Annotated in this window: 25 protein-coding genes; 21 read left to right on the plus strand and 4 right to left on the minus strand. The window is 72.3% G+C overall.

All coding sequences use genetic code 11. The annotated features are described in order from the left end of the window. The first annotated feature begins 6 nt into the window (after positions 1–6). Positions 7–1,365, plus strand: a complete 1,359-nt coding sequence (gene pafA, locus AB0M56_RS24970) for a Pup--protein ligase (protein ID WP_220240774.1) — start codon at positions 7–9, stop codon at positions 1,363–1,365. Between the two features lie 161 nt (positions 1,366–1,526). Continuing rightward, a complete protein-coding gene (locus AB0M56_RS24975; RefSeq protein ID WP_364180204.1) occupies positions 1,527–2,561 on the plus strand; it encodes an oxidoreductase in 1,035 nt (344 codons plus the stop codon). On the opposite strand, the gene AB0M56_RS24980 is transcribed toward AB0M56_RS24975, so the two are convergent. Further along, complete coding sequence (locus AB0M56_RS24980) at positions 2,558–3,256, minus strand: SDR family oxidoreductase (protein ID WP_364180059.1); 699 nt, start codon at positions 3,254–3,256, stop codon at positions 2,558–2,560. The two genes, AB0M56_RS24975 and AB0M56_RS24980, sit on opposite strands and share 4 nt — an antisense overlap. A gap of 75 nt (positions 3,257–3,331) precedes the next feature. Between AB0M56_RS24980 and AB0M56_RS24985 the strand changes: the two genes are divergently transcribed. The 11 genes from AB0M56_RS24985 to AB0M56_RS25035 all read left to right on the plus strand — a co-directional run bounded on the left by AB0M56_RS24985 (position 3,332) and on the right by AB0M56_RS25035 (position 14,723). Next, positions 3,332–4,324 (plus strand): WYL domain-containing protein, encoded by a 993-nt coding sequence (locus tag AB0M56_RS24985; RefSeq protein WP_364180061.1) that lies wholly within the window; start codon positions 3,332–3,334, stop codon positions 4,322–4,324. Further along, positions 4,321–5,301, plus strand: a complete 981-nt coding sequence (locus AB0M56_RS24990) for a WYL domain-containing protein (protein WP_220240771.1) — start codon at positions 4,321–4,323, stop codon at positions 5,299–5,301. Before AB0M56_RS24985 ends, AB0M56_RS24990 begins: the two co-directional genes overlap by 4 nt. Before the next feature lie 10 nt (positions 5,302–5,311). Continuing rightward, complete coding sequence (locus tag AB0M56_RS24995; protein WP_364180064.1) at positions 5,312–5,539, plus strand: bacteriophage holin; 228 nt, start codon at positions 5,312–5,314, stop codon at positions 5,537–5,539. A gap of 21 nt (positions 5,540–5,560) precedes the next feature. Then, a complete protein-coding gene (gene tatA / locus AB0M56_RS25000) occupies positions 5,561–5,857 on the plus strand; it encodes a Sec-independent protein translocase subunit TatA (RefSeq protein WP_364180066.1) in 297 nt (98 codons plus the stop codon). 89 nt (positions 5,858–5,946) lie between these two features. Then, on the plus strand, positions 5,947–6,912 hold the full coding sequence (gene tatC, locus AB0M56_RS25005; protein WP_364180068.1) for a twin-arginine translocase subunit TatC: 966 nt from the start codon (positions 5,947–5,949) through the stop codon (positions 6,910–6,912). A gap of 10 nt (positions 6,913–6,922) precedes the next feature. Further along, positions 6,923–7,858, plus strand: a complete 936-nt coding sequence (locus tag AB0M56_RS25010; RefSeq protein WP_364180070.1) for a YegS/Rv2252/BmrU family lipid kinase — start codon at positions 6,923–6,925, stop codon at positions 7,856–7,858. Between the two features lie 67 nt (positions 7,859–7,925). Beyond that, on the plus strand, positions 7,926–10,691 hold the full coding sequence (locus AB0M56_RS25015) for a DEAD/DEAH box helicase (RefSeq protein WP_364180072.1): 2,766 nt from the start codon (positions 7,926–7,928) through the stop codon (positions 10,689–10,691). Between the two features lie 187 nt (positions 10,692–10,878). Then, positions 10,879–11,730: a DUF4333 domain-containing protein gene (locus AB0M56_RS25020; protein ID WP_364180074.1), complete on the plus strand. Its 852-nt coding sequence runs from the start codon at positions 10,879–10,881 to the stop codon at positions 11,728–11,730. An 80-nt stretch (positions 11,731–11,810) separates the two neighbouring features. Further along, positions 11,811–13,013: a GNAT family N-acetyltransferase gene (locus AB0M56_RS25025; protein ID WP_364180076.1), complete on the plus strand. Its 1,203-nt coding sequence runs from the start codon at positions 11,811–11,813 to the stop codon at positions 13,011–13,013. Between the two features lie 45 nt (positions 13,014–13,058). Then, complete coding sequence (locus AB0M56_RS25030) at positions 13,059–13,451, plus strand: DUF4333 domain-containing protein (RefSeq protein WP_364180078.1); 393 nt, start codon at positions 13,059–13,061, stop codon at positions 13,449–13,451. A gap of 54 nt (positions 13,452–13,505) precedes the next feature. Then, the gene (locus AB0M56_RS25035; protein WP_364180080.1) at positions 13,506–14,723 is read left to right on the plus strand and encodes a GNAT family N-acetyltransferase; all 1,218 of its coding nucleotides are present in this window, start codon (positions 13,506–13,508) and stop codon (positions 14,721–14,723) included. Between the two features lie 7 nt (positions 14,724–14,730). On the opposite strand, the gene AB0M56_RS25040 is transcribed toward AB0M56_RS25035, so the two are convergent. Next, on the minus strand, positions 14,731–15,681 hold the full coding sequence (locus tag AB0M56_RS25040; protein ID WP_364180082.1) for a 5'-3' exonuclease: 951 nt from the start codon (positions 15,679–15,681) through the stop codon (positions 14,731–14,733). Positions 15,682–15,792: 111 nt separating this feature from the next. On the opposite strand from AB0M56_RS25040, the gene AB0M56_RS25045 reads away from it, so the two are divergent. Genes AB0M56_RS25045 through AB0M56_RS25060 form a run of 4 tightly spaced genes read left to right on the plus strand, consistent with a single transcriptional unit; the run spans position 15,793 to position 18,919 of the window. After that, positions 15,793–16,680, plus strand: coding sequence for an NAD(P)H-binding protein (locus AB0M56_RS25045; protein WP_364180084.1), 888 nt, complete (start codon positions 15,793–15,795; stop codon positions 16,678–16,680). Continuing rightward, complete coding sequence (locus AB0M56_RS25050) at positions 16,680–17,291, plus strand: CPBP family intramembrane glutamic endopeptidase (RefSeq protein ID WP_364180086.1); 612 nt, start codon at positions 16,680–16,682, stop codon at positions 17,289–17,291. Before AB0M56_RS25045 ends, AB0M56_RS25050 begins: the two co-directional genes overlap by 1 nt. 36 nt (positions 17,292–17,327) lie before the next feature. Then, positions 17,328–18,470, plus strand: coding sequence for a Xaa-Pro peptidase family protein (locus tag AB0M56_RS25055; protein ID WP_364180088.1), 1,143 nt, complete (start codon positions 17,328–17,330; stop codon positions 18,468–18,470). Further along, positions 18,467–18,919: an Lrp/AsnC family transcriptional regulator gene (locus AB0M56_RS25060; protein WP_009078207.1), complete on the plus strand. Its 453-nt coding sequence runs from the start codon at positions 18,467–18,469 to the stop codon at positions 18,917–18,919. Before AB0M56_RS25055 ends, AB0M56_RS25060 begins: the two co-directional genes overlap by 4 nt. A 46-nt stretch (positions 18,920–18,965) precedes the next feature. Here AB0M56_RS25060 and AB0M56_RS25065 read toward each other — a convergent pair whose 3' ends face one another. Together AB0M56_RS25065 and AB0M56_RS25070 are read right to left on the minus strand one after the other, a co-directional pair. Beyond that, positions 18,966–19,703 (minus strand): hypothetical protein, encoded by a 738-nt coding sequence (locus AB0M56_RS25065; RefSeq protein ID WP_364180090.1) that lies wholly within the window; start codon positions 19,701–19,703, stop codon positions 18,966–18,968. Between the two features lie 30 nt (positions 19,704–19,733). After that, positions 19,734–20,003 carry a hypothetical protein gene (locus AB0M56_RS25070; protein WP_364180092.1) on the minus strand — a complete coding sequence of 90 codons (270 nt, stop codon included), beginning with the start codon at positions 20,001–20,003 and terminating at the stop codon, positions 19,734–19,736. 68 nt (positions 20,004–20,071) lie between these two features. Here AB0M56_RS25070 and AB0M56_RS25075 point away from each other — a divergent pair, with 68 nt between their 5' ends. From AB0M56_RS25075 to AB0M56_RS25090, 4 genes are all read left to right on the plus strand, one after another. Then, positions 20,072–20,344 (plus strand): hypothetical protein, encoded by a 273-nt coding sequence (locus AB0M56_RS25075; protein ID WP_364180094.1) that lies wholly within the window; start codon positions 20,072–20,074, stop codon positions 20,342–20,344. A 395-nt stretch (positions 20,345–20,739) separates the two neighbouring features. After that, positions 20,740–21,810: a class I SAM-dependent methyltransferase gene (locus AB0M56_RS25080; protein WP_364180096.1), complete on the plus strand. Its 1,071-nt coding sequence runs from the start codon at positions 20,740–20,742 to the stop codon at positions 21,808–21,810. Positions 21,811–21,815: 5 nt separating this feature from the next. Next, positions 21,816–22,043, plus strand: a complete 228-nt coding sequence (locus AB0M56_RS25085; protein ID WP_360601484.1) for a hypothetical protein — start codon at positions 21,816–21,818, stop codon at positions 22,041–22,043. Continuing rightward, positions 22,030–22,329, plus strand: a complete 300-nt coding sequence (locus AB0M56_RS25090) for a hypothetical protein (RefSeq protein ID WP_360601482.1) — start codon at positions 22,030–22,032, stop codon at positions 22,327–22,329. The genes AB0M56_RS25085 and AB0M56_RS25090 overlap by 14 nt, the downstream gene beginning before the upstream one ends. Positions 22,330–22,335 lie beyond the last annotated feature (6 nt).

The following is a 22,335-nucleotide window of genomic DNA, read 5'->3' on the forward strand; positions in this document are numbered from 1 at the left end:
GGTGGGATGCAGCGGCGGATCTTTGGCATCGAGACCGAGTTCGGGGTCACGTGCACCTTCCACGGTCAGCGCAGGCTCTCGCCCGACGAGGTCGCGCGGTATCTCTTCCGGCGGGTCGTGTCCTGGGGACGCTCGTCGAACGTCTTCCTCTCCAACGGCTCCCGGCTCTACCTCGACGTGGGCTCGCACCCCGAGTACGCGACGGCCGAGTGCGACGACCTCACGCAGCTGGTCACGCACGACAAGGCCGGTGAGCGGATCCTCGAGGACCTGCTGGTCGACGCCGAGCGCCGGCTGGCCGACGAGGGCATCGGCGGCGACATCTTCCTGTTCAAGAACAACACCGACTCCGCGGGCAACTCGTATGGCTGCCACGAGAACTACCTCGTGACGCGCGCCGGCGAGTTCTCCCGCATCGCCGACGTGCTGCTGCCGTTCCTCGTGACCCGCCAGCTCATCTGCGGCGCGGGCAAGGTCCTGCAGACCCCCCGCGGCGCCGTGTACTGCCTCTCGCAGCGCGCGGAGCACATCTGGGAGGGCGTCTCCAGCGCCACCACGCGCTCGCGCCCCATCATCAACACCCGCGACGAGCCCCACGCCGACGCCGAGCGTTACCGGCGCCTGCACGTGATCGTGGGCGACTCGAACATGGCCGAGCCCACCACGATGCTCAAGATCGGGTCGGCGAACCTGGTGCTCGAGATGATCGAGGCCGGCGTGCAGTTCCGCGACTTCACCCTCGACAACCCGATCCGGGCGATCCGCGAGATCAGCCACGACCTGACCGGCCGTCGCCAGGTCCGCCTCGCCGGCGGCCGCGAGGCCTCGGCGCTCGACATCCAGCGCGAGTACCACGCGCGCGCCGTGCAGCACCTCAAGGAGAATGGCTCCACCCCCGCCAACGAGCGGGTGGTCGAGCTGTGGGGCCGCGCCCTGGAGGCCGTCGAACAGCAGGACTTCGCGAAGATCGACACCGAGATCGACTGGGCCATCAAGCACCGCCTGGTCGAGCGCTACCGCGCGAAGCACGACCTGGACCTCTCCAGCCCCCGCATCGCCCAGCTCGACCTCGCCTACCACGACATCCGCCGCGGCCGGGGCATCTTCGACCTGCTGCAGCGCAAGGGCCTGGTCAAGCGCGTCACCGACGACGGCGAGATCGAAGCCGCCAAGGACACCCCGCCCCAGACCACCCGTGCCAAGCTCCGCGGAGACTTCATCGCCGCCGCCCAGGCCGCCGGCCGCGACTTCACCGTCGACTGGGTCCACCTCAAGCTCAACGACCAGGCCCAGCGCACCGTGCTGTGCAAGGACCCGTTCCGCTCGGTGGACGAGCGAGTGGAACGTCTGATCAGCTCGCTGTAACCCGCCAGGACCGCAGCCGCCGAGGGTCGCCCCGCCACCACGCGAGGCGGCCCTCGGGCATTTCCGGCGCAATCGGCTCGGGCCCGACGGGCGGTTGGCAGATCCGGCGTTCCCGACGAAAGTCGCCGTCCGGGTGCGGCAAGATCGGCCGCATGCGGCTCGTGCGTACGTTGGTGGTTCTGCTGGGTGCGGTGCTGCCGCTGGTCGCCGGTGGGGTGGCGGGCGCGGCTCAGCGGCTCCCGTCGTGGCGGCTGACGCCGACCGGGCTCCCGGCGCAGTTCCGGGGGCTTTCGGCCGTCAGCGGGCGCGTGGCGTGGGTCAGCGGCACGCAGGGGACCGTCTTGCGCACCACGGACGGCGGCCGCACCTGGAGCCCCGTCGGGCCGCCCGGCACGGAGACGCTGGAGTTCCGCGACATCGAGGCCTTCGACGCCGACCACGCCGTGGTGCTCTCCATCGGCCCCGGGGAGGACTCGCGCGTCTACCGCACCGACGACGCCGGCCGGCACTGGCGCCAGACGTTCGCCAACCCCGACCCGAAAGCGTTCTACGACTGCTTCGCCTTCTTCGACCCCTGGCGCGGTCACGCGATGAGCGACCCCGTCGACGGGAAGTTCCGCGTGCAGGCCACCGCGGACGGCGGCCGTACCTGGCGGCAGATCCCCGACAGCGCATTCCCGCCCGCCCTGCCCGGCGAAGCGGGCTTCGCGGCGAGCGGCCAGTGCGTGGCCACCTCCGGGCCGTTCGACGCGTGGCTCGCGATGGGCGGCGGGGACCGCGCCCGGGTGCTGCACACCGGCGACGCCGGGCACCACTGGACCGTCGCCGACACCCCGCTGCCCAGCAGCGCGTCCGCCGGCGTGTTCGCGCTCGCGTTCCGCACGCCGTGGCAAGGCGTCGCGATCGGCGGGGACTTCGCGAACCCCACGGCGCCCGGCCCGGCCGTCGCGCTCAGCGCCGACCGCGGCCGTACCTGGCGCACCCCGGCGCAATACCCCGCGGGCTACCGCTCCGGGCTCGCGTGGCTCGGCGGCTCCGTCATCGCCGTCGGCCCCGGCGGCAGCGACCTCAGCCCCGACGGCGGCCGCCACTGGACGCGGTTCGACACCGGCAGCTTCGACACCGTCGACTGCGCGCCCGCGGGCAGCTGCTGGGCCGGCGGCACCGGCGGCCGCGTCGCCCGGCTGGAGCGCTAAAGGACCTGCCCGGCCGGGCGGACCATGATCTCGTTGACGTCCACCGACGGCGGCTGCTCCAGCGCGTAGAGCACCGCGCGGGCGACGTCGTCGGCCTCGAGCTTCGGCTTGCGCCGCTGCTCATCCGTCAGGATGTCGGTGTCGGTGATGCCGGGCTGCACCAGCGTGACCCGCACGCCCGTGCCGACGGCCTCCTCCCGGATTCCCGCCGCCAGCCCGCTCACCGCCCACTTCGTCGCCGAATACAGGCTCCCCTTGCGCGGGTAACGGCCGGCGACCGAACCCGTCAGCACGAGATGACCGCTCGTGTCCGCCAACGCCGGCAGCACGGCACGGGCCGTGAGCGCGGGACCGTAAACGTTGGTCAGCACCAGTTCCCGCCACTGTTCGGGCTCCGCGCCGCCGTCGCCGAAGAACGACACGCCCATGCCGATCCCGGCATTCGCGAAAGCCGCGTCCAGCCGCCCGAACCGCGCCAGCGTCGCCTCGACCGCGCCCGACACACCCCGCCAGTCGGTGACGTCGGCGGCCAGCGCCAGCGCGTTTTCCTCGCCGAACTCGGCCACGAGCGGGGCCACGGCCTCGGATTTCCGGGCCACGAGCGCCACCCGGAACCCCGCCGACACGGCGCGCCTGGCCGTGGCCGCCCCGATCCCTCGCGACGCTCCGGTCACCAGCAGTACACGTTCAGCCATGGTTCCAGGCTAGGGTCGCGACGCGTTCGGGGAACCTCACGATCGGGGACGACGAGGAGAGCTAGGGTTGTACGGGTGTCCACCGCACGCGCCGAACGGCTGGTCAACCTCGTGCTCGCCCTGCTGTCCACCCGGCAGTACCTCACCGCCGAGCGGATTCGCGGAATCGTGCCCGGGTACGCCGACGCGGCCAGCGACGAGGCCTTCTTCCGCACGTTCGAACGCGACAAAACGGAGCTGCGGGAGCTCGGCATCCCCCTGGAGACCGGCCGCAACTCCGCGTTCGACCCCGTCGAGGGCTACCGCATCGCCCGCCGCGACTACGAGCTCGGTGAGATCGACCTGGCCCCCGACGAAGCGGCCGCCGTCGGCCTCGCCGTGCGCCTGTGGGACTCGCCCGAGCTGACCGGGCAGGCCCAGGGCGCGCTCGTGAAGCTGCGCGCTGCCGGCGTCGAGGTCGACGACCAGGCGCCCACCGTGATCGAACCCCGCGTGCGCGCCGAGCCGGCGTTCGGGCCGCTGCTCGCCGCCGTGCAGAGCGGCCAGGCCGTGCGCTTCGAGTACCGCCGCGTCGGCTCCCCGGAACGCCGCATGCGTGAGCTCGAACCGTGGGGAGTCGTGTCCTGGCGCGCTCGCTGGTACGTCGTCGGGCACGACCGCGACCGCGGCGCGACCCGCTGCTTCCGGCTCTCCCGCGTCACCGGCAAAGTGACCCCGATCGGCGAGCCCGGCGCGGTGACGCGGCCCGAGGGTGTGAAGCTGCTGCAGCTCGTGTCCGTCACCGGCGGCAGCGAGGAATCCAGCCCCGTCACCACCGCCCGCCTCTGGGTCGCGGACGGGCGCGCCGCCGGCGTGCGCCGCCGCGGCGAGGTCGTCGGCCGCGACACGATCGACGGCGAGGAGGGCGACCTCATCGAGATCGGCCTGTTCTTCCCCGAGTCGGCCGCCGACTGGATCGCCGCCCAGGGACCCGACGTGCTCGTGCTCGAACCCGACGTGCTCGCCAAATCCGTGCAGCACCGCCTCGAAGCCGTCCTCGCCCGCGCCGAGCAGGGGAGCGGCCGATGAGCGGCTCCACCGAACGCATGCCGCGCCTGCTCGCGCTCGTGCCCTACCTGCTCGCGCGCCCCGGCGTGCGCGTCGACGAGGCCGCCCACGACTTCGACGTCACGCCGCGCCAGCTGCGCAAGGACCTCGAACTGCTGTGGATGTGCGGCCTGCCCGGCTACGGCCCGGGCGACCTGATCGACCTCTCCTTCGAAGGCGACACCATCGTCGTCACCCACGACGCCGGCATGAGCCGCCCCCTGCGCCTCACCGGCGGCGAGGCCACCGCGCTGCTCGTGGCCCTGCGCGCGCTCGCCGACACCCCCGGCGTGGTCGACGGCGACGCCGTGCGCCGCTCGATCGCCAAGATCGAGGACGCCGCGGGCCAGGCCCAGCCGGCCGGTGTCGTGGTCGGCGGCGGCGTGCGCGAGGGCAAACGCGCCGCGAAGACCCGCGAGGAGGTCGCGGCCGCGCTACAGGCCGGGCGCGCCCTGCGGATGCGGTACTACACCGCGTCCAAGGACCAGATCACCGAACGCACCGTGGACCCGATGCGGCTGCTCATCGTGCAGGCCGTCGGCTACCTCGAAGCCTGGTGCCGCCGCGTCGAGGACGTCCGGCTGTTCCGCCTCGACCGCATCGACGAGCTGACCGTGCTCGACGAACCCGCCGCGCCCCCGGCCCACGCGCGGCCCACCGACCTGTCCGACGGCGTGTTCTCAGCGCGGCCCGACCAGTGCGAGGCCGAGCTCGTGCTCGACCCCGACGCGCGCTGGGTCGCGGAGTACTACCCGTGTGAAGAACTCGCCGAACTCGACGGTGGGCGGCTGCGCATCCGGATGCGCTATGCGGACGAGTCCTGGATGGTCCGTTTGGTCCTCGGACTCGCCGGAGACGCGCAGGTGGAGAGCCCCGTCACACTCGCTGACGCGGTTCGACGACGAGCGGCCGACGCGGTGGCCCGATCCCGTCACCTACCGTCAACCTACGGCCGTTAAGGTAACCCACGTGTCGTACTTGCCCACTTACGTAGTGCTCGCGGCGGGCCTGCTCGTCCTGATTCTCCTGGCAGTACAGACGATCAGAGTCTTGCGCCAGTTCCGCCGCACCCTGAGCATGGTGGCTACGAACACCCAGGACCGGACCGGACTCCTCCGCGCCCGGTCCGCAGCACTTCGCGTGGCCGTGGCGCAGCGCCGCGACGCACCGGAAACCAGTAACATCGGCAACGACTAAAGAAACAAGGAGGCCACCGCCATGAACGCGCTGCAGCCGTGGCACATCATCATCCTGGTGCTCGTCGTGGTTCTGCTGTTCGGGGCCAAGAGGCTTCCGGACGCCGCCCGCTCCATCGGCAAGTCCATGAAGATCTTCAAGGCCGAGACCAAGGACCTCACCGGCGAGCACAAGGACGAGGCCGAGCAGGTCGAGACCCGCCAGCTCCCGCAGGCCACCGCCCCGGCCCAGGACCAGCAGGTCGCCGACCTCCAGCGCCAGCTCGACGAGCTGAAGAAGCAGCAGGCGGCCGAGCAGCCGCAGAAGAACGCCAGCTGAGGCCCGACCACCCCACCCGGTCCCCGGTCCGCGGAGCGCGCTGAACACCCAGCGCGCTCCGGCGGGCTATGACGAGAACGGAACGACCAGTGGCGGAAGCCGCCAACGGCGCAGGCGCGCGCCCCAGCAACCGGCGCCGGCGCAGCCGCCGGAGAAACCCCGACGGCACGATGACACTCATCGAGCACGTCTACGAGTTCCGGCGCCGGCTCGGGTTCGCCCTGCTGTTCATCGTCATCGGCGGCATCTTCGGCTGGATCTGGTTCGAACAGCACCTCGGCCCGATCCCGTCGCTCGGCGACATCATGACCCACCCGTACTGCGCCATCCCCGCCGAACAGCGCTTCGGTGGCAACCAGGCCGGGTGCCGGCTGCTGCAGACGCAGCCGTTCGAGGTCTTCATGGTCCGCCTGAAGATCGGCGTCGCGGCCGGCGCGGTCCTGCTCTCGCCGTTCTGGCTGTACCAGTTCTGGGCGTTCATCGCTCCCGGGCTCTACACGAAGGAACGCAAGTACGCGCTCGTCTTCGTCGGCTTCGCCTCGGTGCTCTTCGCCGCCGGTGCCGTGCTGGCGTACTTCCTCGTGCCGCACGCGCTGGCGCTGCTGGCAGGCTTCGGCCAGGACCAGTTCGTGACCGCGTTGACCGCGGACAAGTACATCTCGTTCATCCTGTCGCTGCTGCTCATCTTCGGCGTCAGTTTCGAGCTCCCCTTGATCGTGGTGATGCTCAACCTCGTCGGGGTCGTCCGCTACCAGCAGCTCAAGCGGTGGCGCCGCGGCATCCTGTTCGCGCTGTTCGTGTTCGCCGCGTTCGCGACGCCGGGCTCCGACCCGTTCTCCATGCTCGGTCTCGCCGCCGCACTCACCGTGCTGTTCGAGATCGCCATCCAGATCACGCGTTTCCACGACCGCAAGCGCGACAAGATCCGCGAAGACGAGGGCTGGGACAAGCTCGACGACGACGAAGCCGCACCGTTCAACTACACGCCGAGCACCGTCGAGGAAGACGAGCCCGTGACCTCGCCGCGCAGCCAGTCGACCGACGACATCACGTAACCACCACCGCATGGGGCTCACCGCGGCGCTCGCCGTCCACCCGGCCTCCGGCCACGGAGCCGCGGCCCGGATCGCGGACGCCGTGGCCGCCCGGCTGCGCCTCGCCGTCGAAAGGCTCGACGTCCTCACCGCCACCAGCGTCGAGGAATCCCGAGCCCTCATGCGATCCGCGCACGCCGAGGGTCTCGACGTGCTCATCGTCCTCGGCGGCGACGGCGCCGCGCATCAAGGCGTGCAGTTCTGCGCCGACCACGACGTTGCCCTCGGCCTCGTGCCCTCAGGAACCGGCAACGACTTCGCCCGCGCCCTCGGCACTCCACCCGACGCCCTCACAGCCGCAGACAAGCTCGCCGAAGCCCTGCGCGCCGGCACCCGCCGCACCCTCGACCTCGGCCGCCTCGGCGGCGCGGAAGGCAGCGGCGCGGGAGAGCAGGGCGCTTGGTTCGCCACGGTCCTGTGCTCCGGATTCGACGCCGCCGTCAACGCCCGCGCCAACAGCCTCCGCTGGCCCTCCGGCCCCCGCCGCTACGACGTCGCCATCCTCGCCGAGCTCGCTGCCTTCCGCCCCCGCCCCGTCACCCTCCACACCGACGAAGGCACCCTCGAGCTCGACGCCACGCTGATCGCCGTCGGCAACACCCCCTACTACGGCGGCGGCGTCCCGATCTGCCCCCAGGCCACGCCGGACGACGGGCTTTTCGACGTCACCGTGATCGGCGCCGCCGGCCGCCTGCAGCTGCTGCGCCTGCTGCCCGGCCTGCGCACCGGCGCGCACCTCGACCACCCCGCCGTCCGCACCCTGCGCACCCGGACACTGAGTATCGAAACCGGCATCGAAACCGGAACCGGCCCCGGCTGGCCCGCCTACGCCGACGGCGAATCCCAGGGCACCACCCCCGTCACCGCCACCTGCGTGCCCGGCGCGCTCACCGTCGTCGCCCCGTAACCGCACGGCCACACACCGGTCGGCACGCCGCGTGCGGACTGTCGGTGCCGTGTGGAACCCTGACGGGGTGGCCACTAGCCCTTCACCTTCCCCGGCCGAGGCCTACGCGGTCTCACGCCGCCGCGCCAAATACCCGCAGCTGACGCGTTTCGCCGGCGAGGTGTCGTTCGAGTTCGACGACTTCCAGGTCCGCGGCTGCGAGGCTCTCGAAGACGGCCACGGCGTGCTCGTGTGCGCACCCACCGGCGCCGGCAAGACCGTGGTCGGCGAGTTCGCCGTGCACCTGGCACTCGCCGAGGGCCGTAAATGCTTCTACACGACGCCCATCAAGGCGCTGTCCAACCAGAAGTACGCCGACCTCGTAGCCCACTACGGCAGCGACGCCGTCGGCCTGCTCACCGGCGACACCTCCATCAACGGCAACGCGCAGGTGGTCGTGATGACCACCGAGGTGCTGCGCAACATGCTCTACGCCGGCAGCTCCGCCATCCCCGAGCTCGGCTACGTCGTGATGGACGAGGTCCACTACCTCGCCGACCGCTTCCGCGGCGCCGTGTGGGAGGAAGTGATCCTCCACCTGCCCGAACACGTCCGCGTCGTCGGGCTCTCGGCCACCGTGAGCAACGCCGAGGAGTTCGGCGAATGGCTCGTCGAGGTCCGCGGCGACACCACCGTCGTCGTCGACGAGCACCGGCCCGTGCCGCTGTGGCAGCACATGCTCATCGGCAACCGCCTGATGGACCTGTTCGCCGGCCAGGACGAAGGCGACCCGAACGCCGAGCTGAGCATCAACCCCGGCCTGCTGCGCCGCGCCGAAGAGCTCGGCCGCTTCGCCCCCGCCTCGATGCGCGGCAACCGCGGAGGCCGCCGCGGCGCACCCCGCCCGCAACGGTTCCGCCCGCCCTCACGCGTCGACGTCGTGGAGCGCCTCGACACGGCCGGGCTGCTGCCCGCGATCGTGTTCATCTTCTCCCGCGCCGGCTGCGACGCCGCCGTCGCGCAGTGCGTGCGCTCCGGCCTGCGGCTCAACGGGCCCGAGCAGGTCGAGGAGATCCGCCGCATCGTCGCCGAGCGCACCGCCGACCTGCCCGAGGGCGACCTGAGCGTCCTCGGTTTCTGGGAATGGCGCGAAGCGCTGGAACGCGGCTTCGCCGGCCACCACGCGGGCCTGCTGCCCGCGTTCAAGGAGACCGTCGAGGAACTGTTCCTGCGCGGCCTGGTCAAGGCCGTGTTCGCCACCGAGACCCTCGCGCTGGGTATCAACATGCCCGCGCGCACTGTGGTGCTGGAACGGCTGGTCAAGTACAACGGCGAAGCCCACGTCGACCTCACCCCGGGCGAGTACACGCAGCTGACCGGCCGCGCCGGGCGCCGCGGTATCGACGTCGAGGGCCACGCCGTCGTCGCGTGGCAGCCCGGCGTCGACCCGAAGCAGGTCGCCGGCCTCGCCTCCACGCGTACGTATCCGCTGCGCTCGTCGTTCCGGCCCGGCTACAACATGGCCGTCAACCTCGTCGCCCAGGTCGGCGCAGACTCCGCGCGCGAGCTGCTGGAACAGTCGTTCGCCCAGTTCCAGGCCGACCGGTCCGTGGTCGGCACCTCGCGGCGCATCGACCGCAACAAGGAAGCCCTCGTCGGCTACGCCCGCGCGGTGACCGGCGAGTTCGACGAGATGCTCGAATACGTCGAGCTGCGCGCCAAGATCTCCGCCCGCGAGAAGACGCTCTCCCGGCAGAACACCGCCACCCGCCGCGCCGGCACCGCGGAATCGCTGGAGAAGCTGCGCAAGGGCGACGTCATCGCCGTGCCCGCCGGGCGCCGCGCCGGGCTGGCCGTGGTCGTCGACCCGGGCCTGGATCCGATCCGCGAGCCGCGGCCCGTGGTCGTCACCGAGGACCGCTGGTCCGGGCCGCTTTCGGTCGCCGACTTCCCGGCCCCGGTCGAGCCCCTCGGCCGCATCCGCCTGCCCAAGCACGTCGAACTGCGCTCACCCAAGACCCGCCGCGACATCGCGTCGGCCCTGCGCGACTCCGGCATCTCCCTGCCCGGGCGCCAGCGGCGCCGCACGAGCCAGGGCGACGATGCGGAGCTCAACGCCCTGCAGCGCGCCCTGCGCGCCCACCCCTGCCACGGTCTGGCCGAACGCGAGGCCAACCTGCGCTGGGTCGAGCGTTACCAGCGCCTGCAGGCCGAGACCGAGCAGCTCGAACGCAAGGTCGCCGCGACCACCCACTCGCTGGCCCGCGCGTTCGACCGGATCCTCGCGCTGCTCGGCGAACGCGGCTACCTCGGCCCCGGCACCGGCGAGGACCGCGTCACCGAACACGGCCACCGCCTCGCGCGTCTCTACAGCGAGTCCGACCTGCTGGCCGCCGAGTGCATCCGCCATGGCGTGTGGGAAGGCCTCGGCGCGGCCGAGCTCGCCGCCGTCGTGTCCACGCTCGTGTTCGAGGCCCGCCGCGATATGGCGGGGGAGCCGCGCCTGCCCGGCGGCTCCGTGCCCAAGGCCTGGGAAGAGACCACCAAGCTGTGGGTCGACCTCACCGAGGACGAACGCCGCCACCACCTCGACCGCACCCGCGAACCCGACGCCGGTTTCGCGTGGCCGGTCTACCGGTGGGCCCGCGGCGAATCGCTCGAGAAGGTCCTCACCGCCGCCGAGACCAACGGCCAGGAACTGTCCGCCGGCGACTTCGTCCGCTGGTCACGCCAGGTGATCGACCTGCTCGACCAGATCCGCGACGTCCTCGGCAAAGCCGACCCGGTCGGCGCCGCCGCCGCGGAAGCCGTGCGCGCACTGCGCCGCGGCGTCGTCGCGGCCGGCGGGGCATGACTGTTTTGCCGGAAGCGCGCGCCTCGGCCGCAGGGCGTTCGCGGGCAGGTCGAGGTCACCGCTCGGACAGGGTGCGCGTGGACGCGTGTGCTCGGCCCCGACCTGTGGTTGGATCGCGCTCGACACCGTGGGCAGCGACTCCTCCCGAGGAGGTCACTGCCACAGGCAATCAAGGCGGAGGCGAACGATGAGCACGCCGTATGGCGGCAACGACCCGCAGCAGCAGCCCCAGTACGGGCAGCAGCCGCAATACGGGCAACAGCCGGGCGGCGCCTACCCGCCGAGCGGGCCGCAGGAGCAGCAACAGCAGCCCTACAACCCGCAGCAGTACGGCCAGCAGCCCCAGCAGCCCTACGACTCGCAGCCGACGCAGTGGGTCCAGCCGCAGCAGCAGCCCCAGTACGGCCAGCAGCCCGGCGGCTACCCCCAGCAGCAGCCACCGCAGTCGCCGCAGCAACCGCAGTGGGGCCAGCAGCCGCTCCCGCAGCAGTACGGCCAGCCCTACGACCCGAACCGGCAGCAGCCGCCCCAGCAGTACGGGCAGCAGCCCGGCGGCGGGTACCCGCAGAGCGGCCCGCAGCAGCAGCCGCTGTACGGCCAGCCGCAGACCGGCCCGCAGGCTCAGCAGCCCTACGGCCAGCCCGCCGGCAACCAGTACGACTACGGCCAGGCGACCGCCCTCACGCAGACCGTCGGCGACACCGGTGACGAACCGAAGTCGAAGCGCGGCCTGTTCATCGGCATCGGCGCGCTCATCGTGGTGGTGGCCGTGGTCGCGATCCTCGGGTTCGTCGCCCCCGGCTTCTTCAAGACCGAGGTCTTCAACAACACCCAGATGCAGACCGACGTCGCGAAGCTGCTCACCGACACCTACAAGATCGAAGGCGTCACCGGCGTCACCTGCCCGGCCGAGCAGAAGGTCGAGGACGGTGCAAAGTTCGAGTGCACCGCGACCATCAACGGCAAGCCGCAGCAGGTGCCGATCACCGTCAAGGGCAGCGACGGCAACTACGAGGTCTCGCCGCCTGCCGCCCCATGATCACCGCGGTGATCCACTCTGAAAAGTGAAGCCGGGTAAATCGGTGGCCCGCACCCCGCTGGCCACAGGATGATCGCGGCATGAGCGACCACACCGTACGACTCCTGTCCTCCGCCGACGAGCAGCGCGCGGCCTGGAACCTGTTCCGGTCCGCGCTGCACGTCAAGGCCGGCAGCGACGAGGAGTGGGAGCGGATCGGCGAGGCTCTGCAGGAGTCGCGCGTGTTCGCCGCGTTCGACCCGGAGCTGATCGGCACCGTGCGAGCCGCCGACCACGAGGTCGTCCTCCCCGGCGGCGCGCGCGTGCCCCTCGCGGCCGTGACCGGCGTCGGCGTGCGCGCCGGCCGCACCCGCCGCGGCGTGCTCAGCGCCCTGCAGGCCGCGCAGCTGCAGGACTTCGCCGAACGCGACGTGGTGCTGGCGTCCCTGCACGCCACCGAAGGCGCGATCTACGGCCGGTACGGCTACGGCGTCGCGACCCTCAGCCGCAACCTCGTCGTCGACCGCCGCCACGCGCGGCTGCGCCCGGAAGCACCGTCCGGCGGCGAGGTCAGCGTGTTCAGCCTCGAGCAGACCCTGCTGCACTGGCCCGACCTCTACGCCGCCACCGGCACCGCCCGGCCCGGCATGATCACGCGGCCCGCGCACTACTGGCCCATGAACGAGAACCAGGCCCGCCGCTCGGACAGCCCCGTCGAGACCGCGGTGCACCGCGGCCCGGACGGCGTCGACGGCTACCTCGTCTACCACGTCGAACGCGGCGAGGGCGACCGGCAGAAACTCACGGTCTTCGAGTTCCACTACACCAACCCCGCCGCGTTCGCCGGCCTGTGGCGGTTCCTGCTGTCGGTGGACCTCGTCGACGACATCTCCGTGATCGCCCGCCCCGTGGACGAACCCGTCGAACTGCTCTTCACCGACCCGCGCGCGGTGAAGGTCAAGGCCGTCGAGGACGAAACGTGGCTGCGCGTGATCGACGCGCCCGCCGCACTCGCCGCCCGCACCTACGGCGAGGCCGAACCGGTCGTCCTCGAAGTGACCGACCCGCTGTTGCCCGCCAACGACGGTCGCTACCGCATCAGCCCCGACGGCGCCGAACGCACCGACGCCGCCCCCGCCCTGCGCCTCGACGTCACCTCGCTCGCGATGCTCTACTTCGGAGCGTGGCACGCCTCGGCCCTGGCCGACACCGGCCGTGTCGAAGTCCTGGACGACGCCGCGGTGTCGCACGTGGACACCTTGTTCGGCACGCGCCGCGCGTCCTGGTGCGGTACTTTCTTCTGACCGTGACCAGGGGCCCGTAACGGGCATCGGGGGACAGGAGCGGGAATGCGCGCCGTGCTGGTGCTGGGTCTGTGCGGCCTGGGAATGCTGCTCGCCACCGGCTGTTCGACCAAAGCCGACCCGGTGACGTCCGTCAAGACCGTCACGGTCACGCCCTCCGCCACCACGCCTGCAGAGACGTCGGCGGGCGCGACGCCGGCGTCGGCCACCGGGCCCGGGCGCGTGTTCGACGCGAAAGCCATGGACGCCGCCGTCGCCAAGATCCTCGCCGACACCTACAAGCTCGACGGCGTCGGCGAGGTCAGCTGCCCCGACCGCCAAGCCGTGACCGACGGCTCCACGTTCCAGTGCGTGGTCGACCTCGCGGGCGAGGAGAAACACGTGCCCATCACGGTCACCGGCACCGCGGGCGACTACCGCGTCGACGCCCCGAAGTAGCGCGCCGGGGGAAAACGCGTGGCACCCGCGCCGCGGGCTTGGTTGGATCGCGGCATGACCGACTTCGTGGTACGCCCGATCACCGACGACGAGCGCCGGCCCACCTTGGACCTGCTCGGGCAAGCACTGCACAGCCCCCTGCTCTCGGACGAGGCGTGGGCGCAGATCGGCGATTCCTGGGCCGCGCCCGGCAAGTTCGCCGCGTTCGCCGACGACCGTCCGATCGGGATCACCAGCGGTTTCGACACCACGATCGCCGTCCCCGGCGGCGCGCTCCTGCCCGCGACGGCGGTCGACGGTGTCGGCGTGCGCGCCGACTGGACCCGCCGCGGCGTCGTCACCGCGTTGATGAGCGCGCAGCTCAACGACCTCGCCGAACGCGGCACCACGCTCGCGTGCCTGCACGCCAGCGAAGCTGTGATCTACGGCCGCTTCGGCTACGGCATCGCCACCTCCGGCGCCACCGTCCGCGTCGACCACCCCGCGCGGCTGCGCGAAGGCGCCGAGGCCGGTGGCGCCGTCCGGTTGCTCGACACCGAGGAGGCCCGCGCGCAGCTTCCCGCGCTGTACCAACGGATCGGGCTGCACCGGCCGGGCATGATCGCCCGCCCCGACGTCTGGTGGCCCATCGCCCTCAACCGCCGCCTCAGCCGCGAAGACGGGTACCGCGTGGCTGTCCACACCGGACCGAACGGTGAGGACGACGCGTTCGCGATGTTCAAGAGCGTGGACCAGTCCACCGCCGCCGAACCCGAACGCGGCCCGCTGCTGGAGGTCCGCGACCTGCACGGCACGAACCCGGAGGCGATCGCCGCGCTGTGGCGGTTCCTGCTCTCGATCGACCTCGTCGCCACCGTGAGCTCCCGCTTCCGCCCGCTCGACGAACCCCTCTCCGTGCTGCTCGCCGACCCGCGCCGTGCCCGCACCACCGAGGTGGAAGACGACCTGTGGCTGCGGCTGGTCGACGTCGCCGGCGCGCTCGCCGCTCGCACCTACGGCTCGGGCGAACCCGTCGTGTTCGAAGTGGACGATCGGCTGCTGCCGGCCAACCGCGGCCGCTACCGCGTCGGCCCCGACGGCGCCGAACGCACCGACGCCGACGCGGACGTGCGCCTCGACGCCGACAGCCTCGCCATGCTCTACCTCGGCGAGTGGCGCGCCTCGACGCTCGCGCAAGCCGGCCGGATCACCGCGGTCGACCCGGCGGCGCTCGGCCGTGCCGACACCCTGTTCGCCACCGACACGCGGCCGTGGTGCGGCACGTACTTCTGAGCCGCGCTCACGCCTTCGGCAGCGCCGCCAGGAGCCGTTCGACCGAGCGGCCCAGGTTCCACTGCTCGGCCAGCTCCGCGACCCGGTCCGGGTCCGCGGGGCTCGTCGGCACGGCGTCCGGCCCGGACTGCACCACCGGCGCGTCGACGGCGACCCGCACCACAGTGGGGGCCACGGCGAGGTAGTCGGCCGCGTCCTTGAGCCGCAGCCGGGTCTTCAGCGGCAACCGCGAGTCGCCCGACTGCGAGGCCGAGATCAGCTCCTCCAGCGACCCGAACTGCGTGATGAGCTTCGCCGCGGTCTTCTCGCCGATACCGGCCACGCCGGGCAGCCCGTCGGACGGGTCACCCCGCAACGCGGACATGTCGGCGTAGGCCGGACCCGCGTGGCCGGCCGGCACGCCGTAGCGCTCGGCGATCTCGGCCTGCCCCAGCACCTCGGCCTTCGCCCAGCCCTTGCCCACGTACACGACCGAGGTCGGCGTCGGCGTCGCGCGCACGAGCTGGAACAGGTCGCGATCGCCGGTGATGACCTCGACCGGCGCGTCCTGCTCGTGGGTGGCCAGCGCGCCGATCACGTCGTCGGCCTCGTAGCCCGCCGCCTCGGCCGTGGCGAACCCGAACGCGGCCAGCACGTCGAGGATCACCGGCACCTGCGGCGTGAGCGTGTCGGGCACCTCCTCCACGTCGGCCTCGCCCTCGCCGTGCCCCGGCACCGCGACCCTGTGTGCCTTGTAACTGGGCAGCAGGTCGGTGCGGAACTTCGGCCGCCAGTCCGCGTCCAGGCACGCCACCAGCCGCGACGGGCGTCGGTCGGTGAGGATGCGCGCCAGCGTGTCGGTGAACCCGCGCACGGCGTTGACCGGCGTCCCGTCGGGCGCGGTCATCGAGTCGGGCAGCGCGTAGTACGAGCGGAAGTACAGGCTCGCGGAGTCGAGGAGGGCGAGTGGTCCGGTCACGCGCCCAGCCTGCCACGTCTGCCCGCGCAGTACCGCGCCTGACGCGCCGCCCGGTTTCCACCGCCCCGTCCCGGGTACCCCTGATCGACACCGTGGGAAAGGGGAGTGGGAGTGCGCGTACTGGTCACCGGGGCGTCCGGTTTCGTCGGGAGCCGCGTCGCCGAGGCACTGGCCGCCGACGGGCACGACGTGCGCGCGATGACCCGCAACCCGGCCGCCTACACGGGCGCGGGCACCGCGGTGCACGGCGACGTCGAGGACTCCCGCTCGCTCGAGATGGCGTTGCGGGGCACCGACGCCGCCTACTACCTCGTGCACGCCCTCGACGCTCGTGACTTCGAACGCCGCGACTCCGCGGCGGCCCGCGCGTTCGCCCTCGCCGCGCGCACCGCCGGGACCGGCCGCATCGTCTACCTCGGCGGCCTCGGCGACGACTCCGACGACCTGTCCGCCCACCTGCGCAGCCGCCGCCAAGTCGAGTACCTGCTCGCCGGCACCGGTGTGCCCGTGACCGTGCTGCGCGCCGGCATCGTGATCGGCCACGGCGGCATCTCGTGGGAGATCACCCGCCAGCTCGTGGAGCACCTGCCCGCGATGGTCACCCCGCGCTGGGCCGCCACCCGCGCCCAGCCGATCGCGATCGCCGACGTCGTGCGCTACCTCGTAGGCGTGCTCGACTCGCAGGCCGCGGAAGGCCGGACGTTCGAGATCGGCGGCAGCGAACAGCTGGCCTACCTGGACATGCTGAGGCGGCTGGCGCGGATCGAGGGCCGCAGGCCGCTGATCGTGCCCGTGCCGCTGCTCTCGCCGCGGCTCTCGTCGTACTGGCTCGCGCTGGTGACCGACGTCGACGTGGCCACCGGCCGCACGCTCATCGACTCCATGGCCAACGAGGTGGTCGTGCGCGACCCCGCGATCCGCGACGTCGTACCGTTCGAACCCATGGACTACGACTCCGCGGCCCTGGCGGCGCTGGCCGAACGCGCGCGGGCGGCGTGATGCGGCGCTCGCTGCTCGGGCTGGTCACCGCGGCCGGTACCGGATTGCTCGGCCGGTCGCTCTCCACGCCTCCCGGTTCAGCCCGCTTCCACGGGCGCACGGGAGCCGTCGCCGCCACCTGGGCCGCGGGCGGGCTCGCCGCGGGACCACCGCCGCGCGGCACCTCGCGCCACCCCGTCGCGGGGCCCGTGGCGGTCGCCGTCGGCGCGTTCGGCGTGTTCTACGGCTGTGCGCTGGTGGCCCGCCGCATCCCGCCGTTGTCACGGGCGATCGCGGGGGTGCTCGCCTACGCCGATCGCGGTTCGGGTCCGGCCGTCTACGCGACGACGCTGATCACCGGCGCCGCCGAGGAAGTCTTCTTCCGCGGCGCCCTGCAAGGCTCGGTGACGCGCGCGCCGGTGGCGACCTCGACGGCGGTCTACGCACTGTCCACCGTGGCCACTCGCAACCCGGCCCTCGTGCTGGCGTCGATCGTGATGGGGACGCTGTTCGGGCTGCAACGGCGTGCCACGGGCGGCATTCAGGCGCCGATGCTGACCCATGTGGTCTGGTCCTCGTTGATGCTCACGGCGTTGCCGCCGCTGTTCGAAACTCCGGCCCCGCCCGGGTGACGGGCCCCTCCGCGCGCCGGTACTAGGCTCAGCCGCATGTCGCGCCGATCCCTCCACACGCCCGCCCCGGACGCCGCCGCGCTCCGCGCCCGCCTCGACCGCGCAGCGAAAGCGGCCGCCGCCGCGGACACCGACGCCCTGCTCATCGCCCCCGGCTCCGACCTGCGCTACCTGCTCGGCCAGGCGGGCGGCTCCTTCGAGCGCCTCACCACGCTCGTGGTGCCCGCCGACGGCGTGCCCGCGCTCGTCGTGCCCAAGCTGGAGGCCCCCGGCTACGCCGACGTGCCCACCGCCGAGCTCGGCGTCGAGGTCCTCACGTGGGTCGACGGCGACGACGCCTACCGGCTGGTGGCCGACCGGCTCGGCAAGGCCCGCCGCGTCGCCGTCAGCGACTTCACCCCGGCCCTGCACGTGCTCGCCCTGCGCACCGCCCTCGGTGACGCCGAGCAGATCCTGGCCGGTCCCGTCGTGCGCGAGCTGCGGATGCGCAAGGACGCTGCCGAGATCGCCGCGCTGCGCGCCGCGGGTGCCGCCATCGACCGCGTGCACGCCCGCGTGGGCGAGTGGCTGCGCGCCGGGCGCACCGAGGCTGAGGTGGGCGCCGACATCGCCGCCGCCATCGTCGAGGAGGGCCACACGGTGGCCGACTTCGTGATCGTCGGCTCCGGCCCCAACGGTGCCAGCCCCCACCACGACGTCTCCGATCGCGTGATCGAGCGCGGCGACGTGGTCGTCGTCGACATCGGCGGCCCGCTGCCCGAGGGCTACAACTCCGACTCCACCCGCACCTACGCCGTCGGCGAACCGCGCGACGCCGACGTCGCCCCGACCTACGCCGTGCTGCAGCAGGCCCAGCAGGCCGCGGTCGACGCCGTGCGCCCCGGCGCCACGGCCGAGTCCATCGACGCCGCCGCGCGCGACGTGATCGACGCCGCGGGCTTCGGCGAGTTCTTCATCCACCGCACCGGCCACGGCATCGGCCTCGACGTGCACGAGGAGCCCTACATCATCGCGGGCAACACGCTGCCGCTGGAGCCGGGCATGGCGTTCAGCGTCGAGCCGGGCATCTACCAGCCGGGCCGCTGGGGCGCCCGCATCGAGGACATCGTCGTGGTCACCGAGACCGGCGTCGAGGCCGTGAACACCCGGCCGCACGACCTCGTCGTGCTCGAAGCATGAGCGGCCCCCTCGAGCCGCTCGACCAGGCCATCGTGCAGGAGCTCGCCGCCGACGGCCGGCGCAGCTTCACCGACCTCGCCGAACGCGTGGGCCTGTCGGTGTCGGCCGTGCACCAGCGCGTGCGGAGGCTGGAGCAGCGCGGCGTGATCCTCGGCTACACCGCCCGTCTCGACGGCGAGCAGATCGGCCTCCCGCTCACCGCGCTGATCTCGCTGACCCCCAACGACCCGGCCGCCCCCGACGACTACCCGCAACGCATCCAGCACATCACGGAGATCGAGTCCTGCTACTCGGTCGCGGGGGACGAGTCGTACATCCTGCTGGTGCGCGTCGCTTCGCCGCTGGGGCTGGAGGATCTGCTGCGGCGGATCCGGGAGGCGGCGAAGGTGTCGACTCGGACGACGGTGGTGCTGTCGACGCCGTTCGAAGGGCGTTCGCCGACGTTGTGACTTCCGGCGGGTGGTGGCTTTCCCGTGAGGAGAGCACCACCCGCCGCTACAGCACGGTCGAGCGCACCGTCGCCGGCAACCGTTCGGGGTGCGTGTCGCCGAGCCGGTCGAGGATCCGGCCGGCCTCGGCATCGGGATCACCCTGGGGATCGCAGCCGAACTGGAGGTAGTGCCGGCCCCCGGGGCCGACGACGGACATCTCCACTTCGCCGTCGGCCCCGATCGTCCAGCCCCGCCCGCCGAGCAACCCGAACCCCCACTGCCCGAGCACCCCGGGCCGGTCGTCCAGCACCGACACCACGTGCCGCGCCACCCGCCTCGGCACGTCCTCCCACCACCGGTCGACGTCCGCGCGGATCAGCTCCTCGAAGTACTGCCCGGGATCGAACCGCACCACCTCCGGCGGCGTCAGCCCCTCCCACCGCCGGACCTGCCAGTCCGCCCACACCACCGCGTCGTGCGGCGCGCCCCAGCCCGCGTTCTCCCGCTCGACCAGCACGGAGATCGCCACCGGATCCTCGGCCCGCGAGCCCCGCCACAGCGGCGCCCGCGGCCGCTCGTCGAACAGCTCCAGGCCCACGTCGGGTGGACGCAGCGGGCTGCGCCGCCCGAGCAGCACATCCGGATCAATTCCCCGGCCGTAGTCACCGCGCACCGCGTGCGCGACCAGGTCGAGCCCGAGGATCCGCCCGTCCACCAGCGGTACGACCTGCGGCGTCCGGACCCCGTCGACCTCGTCGACCCGTACCTCCAGCCGCAGCCGCGCGTATCCCGTGTCCGTCATCCGCGCCAGCATGGCAGGCCGCGAACCCGCTCACCGGCCGGCGAGTACCGCCACACCGGATCGGGCGACTTCCGGAGCCGGCCCGGGCCGCACCGCGGCACCCGGCGCCCAGTAGGCGCAGTCGTGCCAGTTGTCCTGGGCCGGCTCGGTGTAGATCGTGGCGATGTCGCCGGTGACCTCGTTGTAGACCACGTGGGCGCGCTGCTCCGTGCCTCGGAACTGCAGGATGTTCTGCTTGTTGCCCGGACCCGACGCGGGCCTCGGAAATCCGTAGCTCACCGTGCGGTCGGCGCACCGCATGAACCCTTCCGGGATCCGAGTAGGGATCGTGCTGCTCCCCGCCCGGGCGCGGGTCCTCGAGCATGTGCTTGAGCGAGCTGCACCGCCACTGCCGCTTCTCGCCGGAGCTGACGTTGATCCAGCCCATGAGCAGGAAGCCGTCGTCCACCTGCCGGCTGGTGCACTGGTCCATCCGCTGCGTCAGCTTCACCGGATCGAAGTCGAATCCCGGGATGGGGTCCGCGAGCGCCGCCGGTACGGCCACTGCCGCCGAAGCGATGGTCAGAGCGAAAACCGCCGCGGAAATCCGGGCGGAGCGAATCCTTGCCGTTCGCGTTTCCATGGTCTCGAACCCCCTGTGATCGCGAAAACCCTCCGCGGCGGAGCCTAAGATCATTTTCGGAGCCGCAGGGAACAGCCCGGCGGGAACCACCGCTGTGGGTGGCCTGGGCCGCGGGCTGAGGAGTCGTGCGTCGCTCGTGTTGCGGTGGGTTCACCACCGCTGTTCCGAACGGCCGAAATCCGGTGGCGGTCACGAGTGCACAGGTGCCATGCTGCGGCCCCGCGTATCGGCTCTCCGAAAGGCTTCTCGTGACACTCGGCATGGTGCTCGGCGATCACTCCTCGCGCACTTCGGCGCCGAGGCGATAGCCGGACCTTTCCCACGTCTCGATCCCCCGGCCTGGTCCAGGGGTTCCTCGCTCGCGCCCCGAAGTGCTCGCCGTGTACCCGCACGTCCGATCACGAGGAGCCCGAGATGCCCCCGTTCCCGCCCCCGTCGCGACTCGTCCCCGTCGACGACCGCTGCAGTGCCGCCACCGCCTGCGACCTGGCCCGTTCCGGCGTGGCCCTGCTGTGGCGTGGTGACTTCCCCCAGGCCCGCCGGCTGCTGGCGGCCATGGGCCGCCGGCTGGACCGGCGAACCCCGCACCCCGTCGCCGACCCGGCCGAGGCTTTCCGCGAGCATCGCCGGGCGCGCCGGAACCGCGCCCGCGTACTGGGGCAGCTGCTCGTCGCCGTGGACGCCGAGCACCGCCTCGACGTGCGGCGCGCTCCGGACGTCCGGAAGGCGTGCCGCCAGGCGTACGGGGCCGCGACCGGCCCTGGTGTGCTCGCCCTGCGTGAGCTGCTCGGCGTGCTGGGTGCGCACCAATGGCGCGAGCGCGGCGTCTTCGTCCCGGCTCTCGGCGCCCGCGTCCATCCCCACTATGGGGTGTTCACACCGACCCGAAGCGAGTACGTCGACCTCGTGGCCCAGACACCCCTGCCCGCACTGACGCGCACCGCGTTCGACCTCGGCACGGGTACCGGGGTCCTCGCCGCCGTGCTGGCGCGCCGCGGCATCGCCCGCGTCACGGCCACCGACAGCAATCCGCGTGCCCTCGCGTGCGCCCGCGACAACGCCACCCGGCTGGGCCTCACCGCCCGGATCCAGGTGCCCGAACCCTGCCTGTACCCGGAGGGGCGAGCCGATCTCGTGGTCTGCAACCCGCCGTGGCTGCCCGCGCATCCGGTGTCCGACCTGGAGAAAGGCGTCTATGATCCCGACAGCCGCATGCTGCGGGGTTTCCTCACCGGCCTGACCGCCCATCTCGAACCCGGCGGGGAAGGCTGGCTCGTCCTCTCGGACCTGGCCGAGCGCGTCGGACTCCGAACCCGCGCCGAACTCGTGGACCTCGTCAGCGCCGCCGGCCTACGCGTAGCCGGCCGCATCGACACGACACCGCGGCACCCGAAGGCGGCTGCCACCGAAGACCCTTTTCACGCCGCCCGTGCCGGGGAGGTGACATCGCTGTGGCGCCTCCAAGCCCGACCGCTGGTACGATAAAAGGTATGGCAACACGTAAGGTCACCCTTTCTCTCGACAGTGGTGCGCTCGAGTTCGCCGAACGAGCTGCGAAAGCGCACGGGATCTCGGTCTCGTCCTGGTTGTCCAAGGCGGCCCGGCGGGAGGCGGTGCGCACGGGCTACACCCCGCAGCAGGCGCCGACCGCGCCGGCGGCCGAGGCGGACGAGGTGGAACGGACGGCGGCGGAAAAGGACATGCGTGCGCAGGGGTGAAGTCTGGACGTACCATCCCCCGACCGAACCGGCCCGGGAACGCACCGTGGTGCTCCTGTCGTCGGACGGGGTGAACGAGTCCGAGCGGCCCTGGCTGCTCGGCACCGAACTGCTCGACCGCGACCCGCAGGACATCCTGGGCGTCGCGATCGACGCGCGGTACTGGGTGTCCACGCTCAACCTGACCCGGCTGTACCGGCCGTGGTTCGACGAGCGCATCGCCGAGATCGACCAGGAAGTGCAGGAACAGATCGACGTCGCACTGCGGGCCGCGCTCGACCTCTAGGGCCGC

It is taken from the genome of Amycolatopsis sp. NPDC051372 (assembly GCF_040682095.1).
Taxonomy (GTDB): domain Bacteria; phylum Actinomycetota; class Actinomycetes; order Mycobacteriales; family Pseudonocardiaceae; genus Amycolatopsis.

What these genes read in the sequence shown, in the direction of transcription:
- AB0M56_RS25065 (WP_364180090.1), bottom strand. Translation starts at nt 19,703, where the DNA reads ATGACGGACACGGGATACGCGCGGCTGCGGCTGGAGGTACGGGTCGAC.
- AB0M56_RS25030 (WP_364180078.1), top strand. Translation starts at nt 13,059, where the DNA reads ATGCGCGCCGTGCTGGTGCTGGGTCTGTGCGGCCTGGGAATGCTGCTC.
- AB0M56_RS25070 (WP_364180092.1), bottom strand. Translation starts at nt 20,003, where the DNA reads ATGCGGTGCGCCGACCGCACGGTGAGCTACGGATTTCCGAGGCCCGCG.
- AB0M56_RS25085 (WP_360601484.1), top strand. Translation starts at nt 21,816, where the DNA reads ATGGCAACACGTAAGGTCACCCTTTCTCTCGACAGTGGTGCGCTCGAG.
- tatA (WP_364180066.1), top strand. Translation starts at nt 5,561, where the DNA reads ATGAACGCGCTGCAGCCGTGGCACATCATCATCCTGGTGCTCGTCGTG.
- AB0M56_RS25080 (WP_364180096.1), top strand. Translation starts at nt 20,740, where the DNA reads ATGCCCCCGTTCCCGCCCCCGTCGCGACTCGTCCCCGTCGACGACCGC.
- AB0M56_RS24980 (WP_364180059.1), bottom strand. Translation starts at nt 3,256, where the DNA reads ATGGCTGAACGTGTACTGCTGGTGACCGGAGCGTCGCGAGGGATCGGG.
- pafA (WP_220240774.1), top strand. Translation starts at nt 7, where the DNA reads ATGCAGCGGCGGATCTTTGGCATCGAGACCGAGTTCGGGGTCACGTGC.
- AB0M56_RS25055 (WP_364180088.1), top strand. Translation starts at nt 17,328, where the DNA reads ATGTCGCGCCGATCCCTCCACACGCCCGCCCCGGACGCCGCCGCGCTC.
- AB0M56_RS25035 (WP_364180080.1), top strand. Translation starts at nt 13,506, where the DNA reads ATGACCGACTTCGTGGTACGCCCGATCACCGACGACGAGCGCCGGCCC.
- AB0M56_RS25020 (WP_364180074.1), top strand. Translation starts at nt 10,879, where the DNA reads ATGAGCACGCCGTATGGCGGCAACGACCCGCAGCAGCAGCCCCAGTAC.
- AB0M56_RS25010 (WP_364180070.1), top strand. Translation starts at nt 6,923, where the DNA reads ATGGGGCTCACCGCGGCGCTCGCCGTCCACCCGGCCTCCGGCCACGGA.
- AB0M56_RS24990 (WP_220240771.1), top strand. Translation starts at nt 4,321, where the DNA reads ATGAGCGGCTCCACCGAACGCATGCCGCGCCTGCTCGCGCTCGTGCCC.
- AB0M56_RS25060 (WP_009078207.1), top strand. Translation starts at nt 18,467, where the DNA reads ATGAGCGGCCCCCTCGAGCCGCTCGACCAGGCCATCGTGCAGGAGCTC.
- AB0M56_RS25050 (WP_364180086.1), top strand. Translation starts at nt 16,680, where the DNA reads ATGCGGCGCTCGCTGCTCGGGCTGGTCACCGCGGCCGGTACCGGATTG.
- AB0M56_RS25025 (WP_364180076.1), top strand. Translation starts at nt 11,811, where the DNA reads ATGAGCGACCACACCGTACGACTCCTGTCCTCCGCCGACGAGCAGCGC.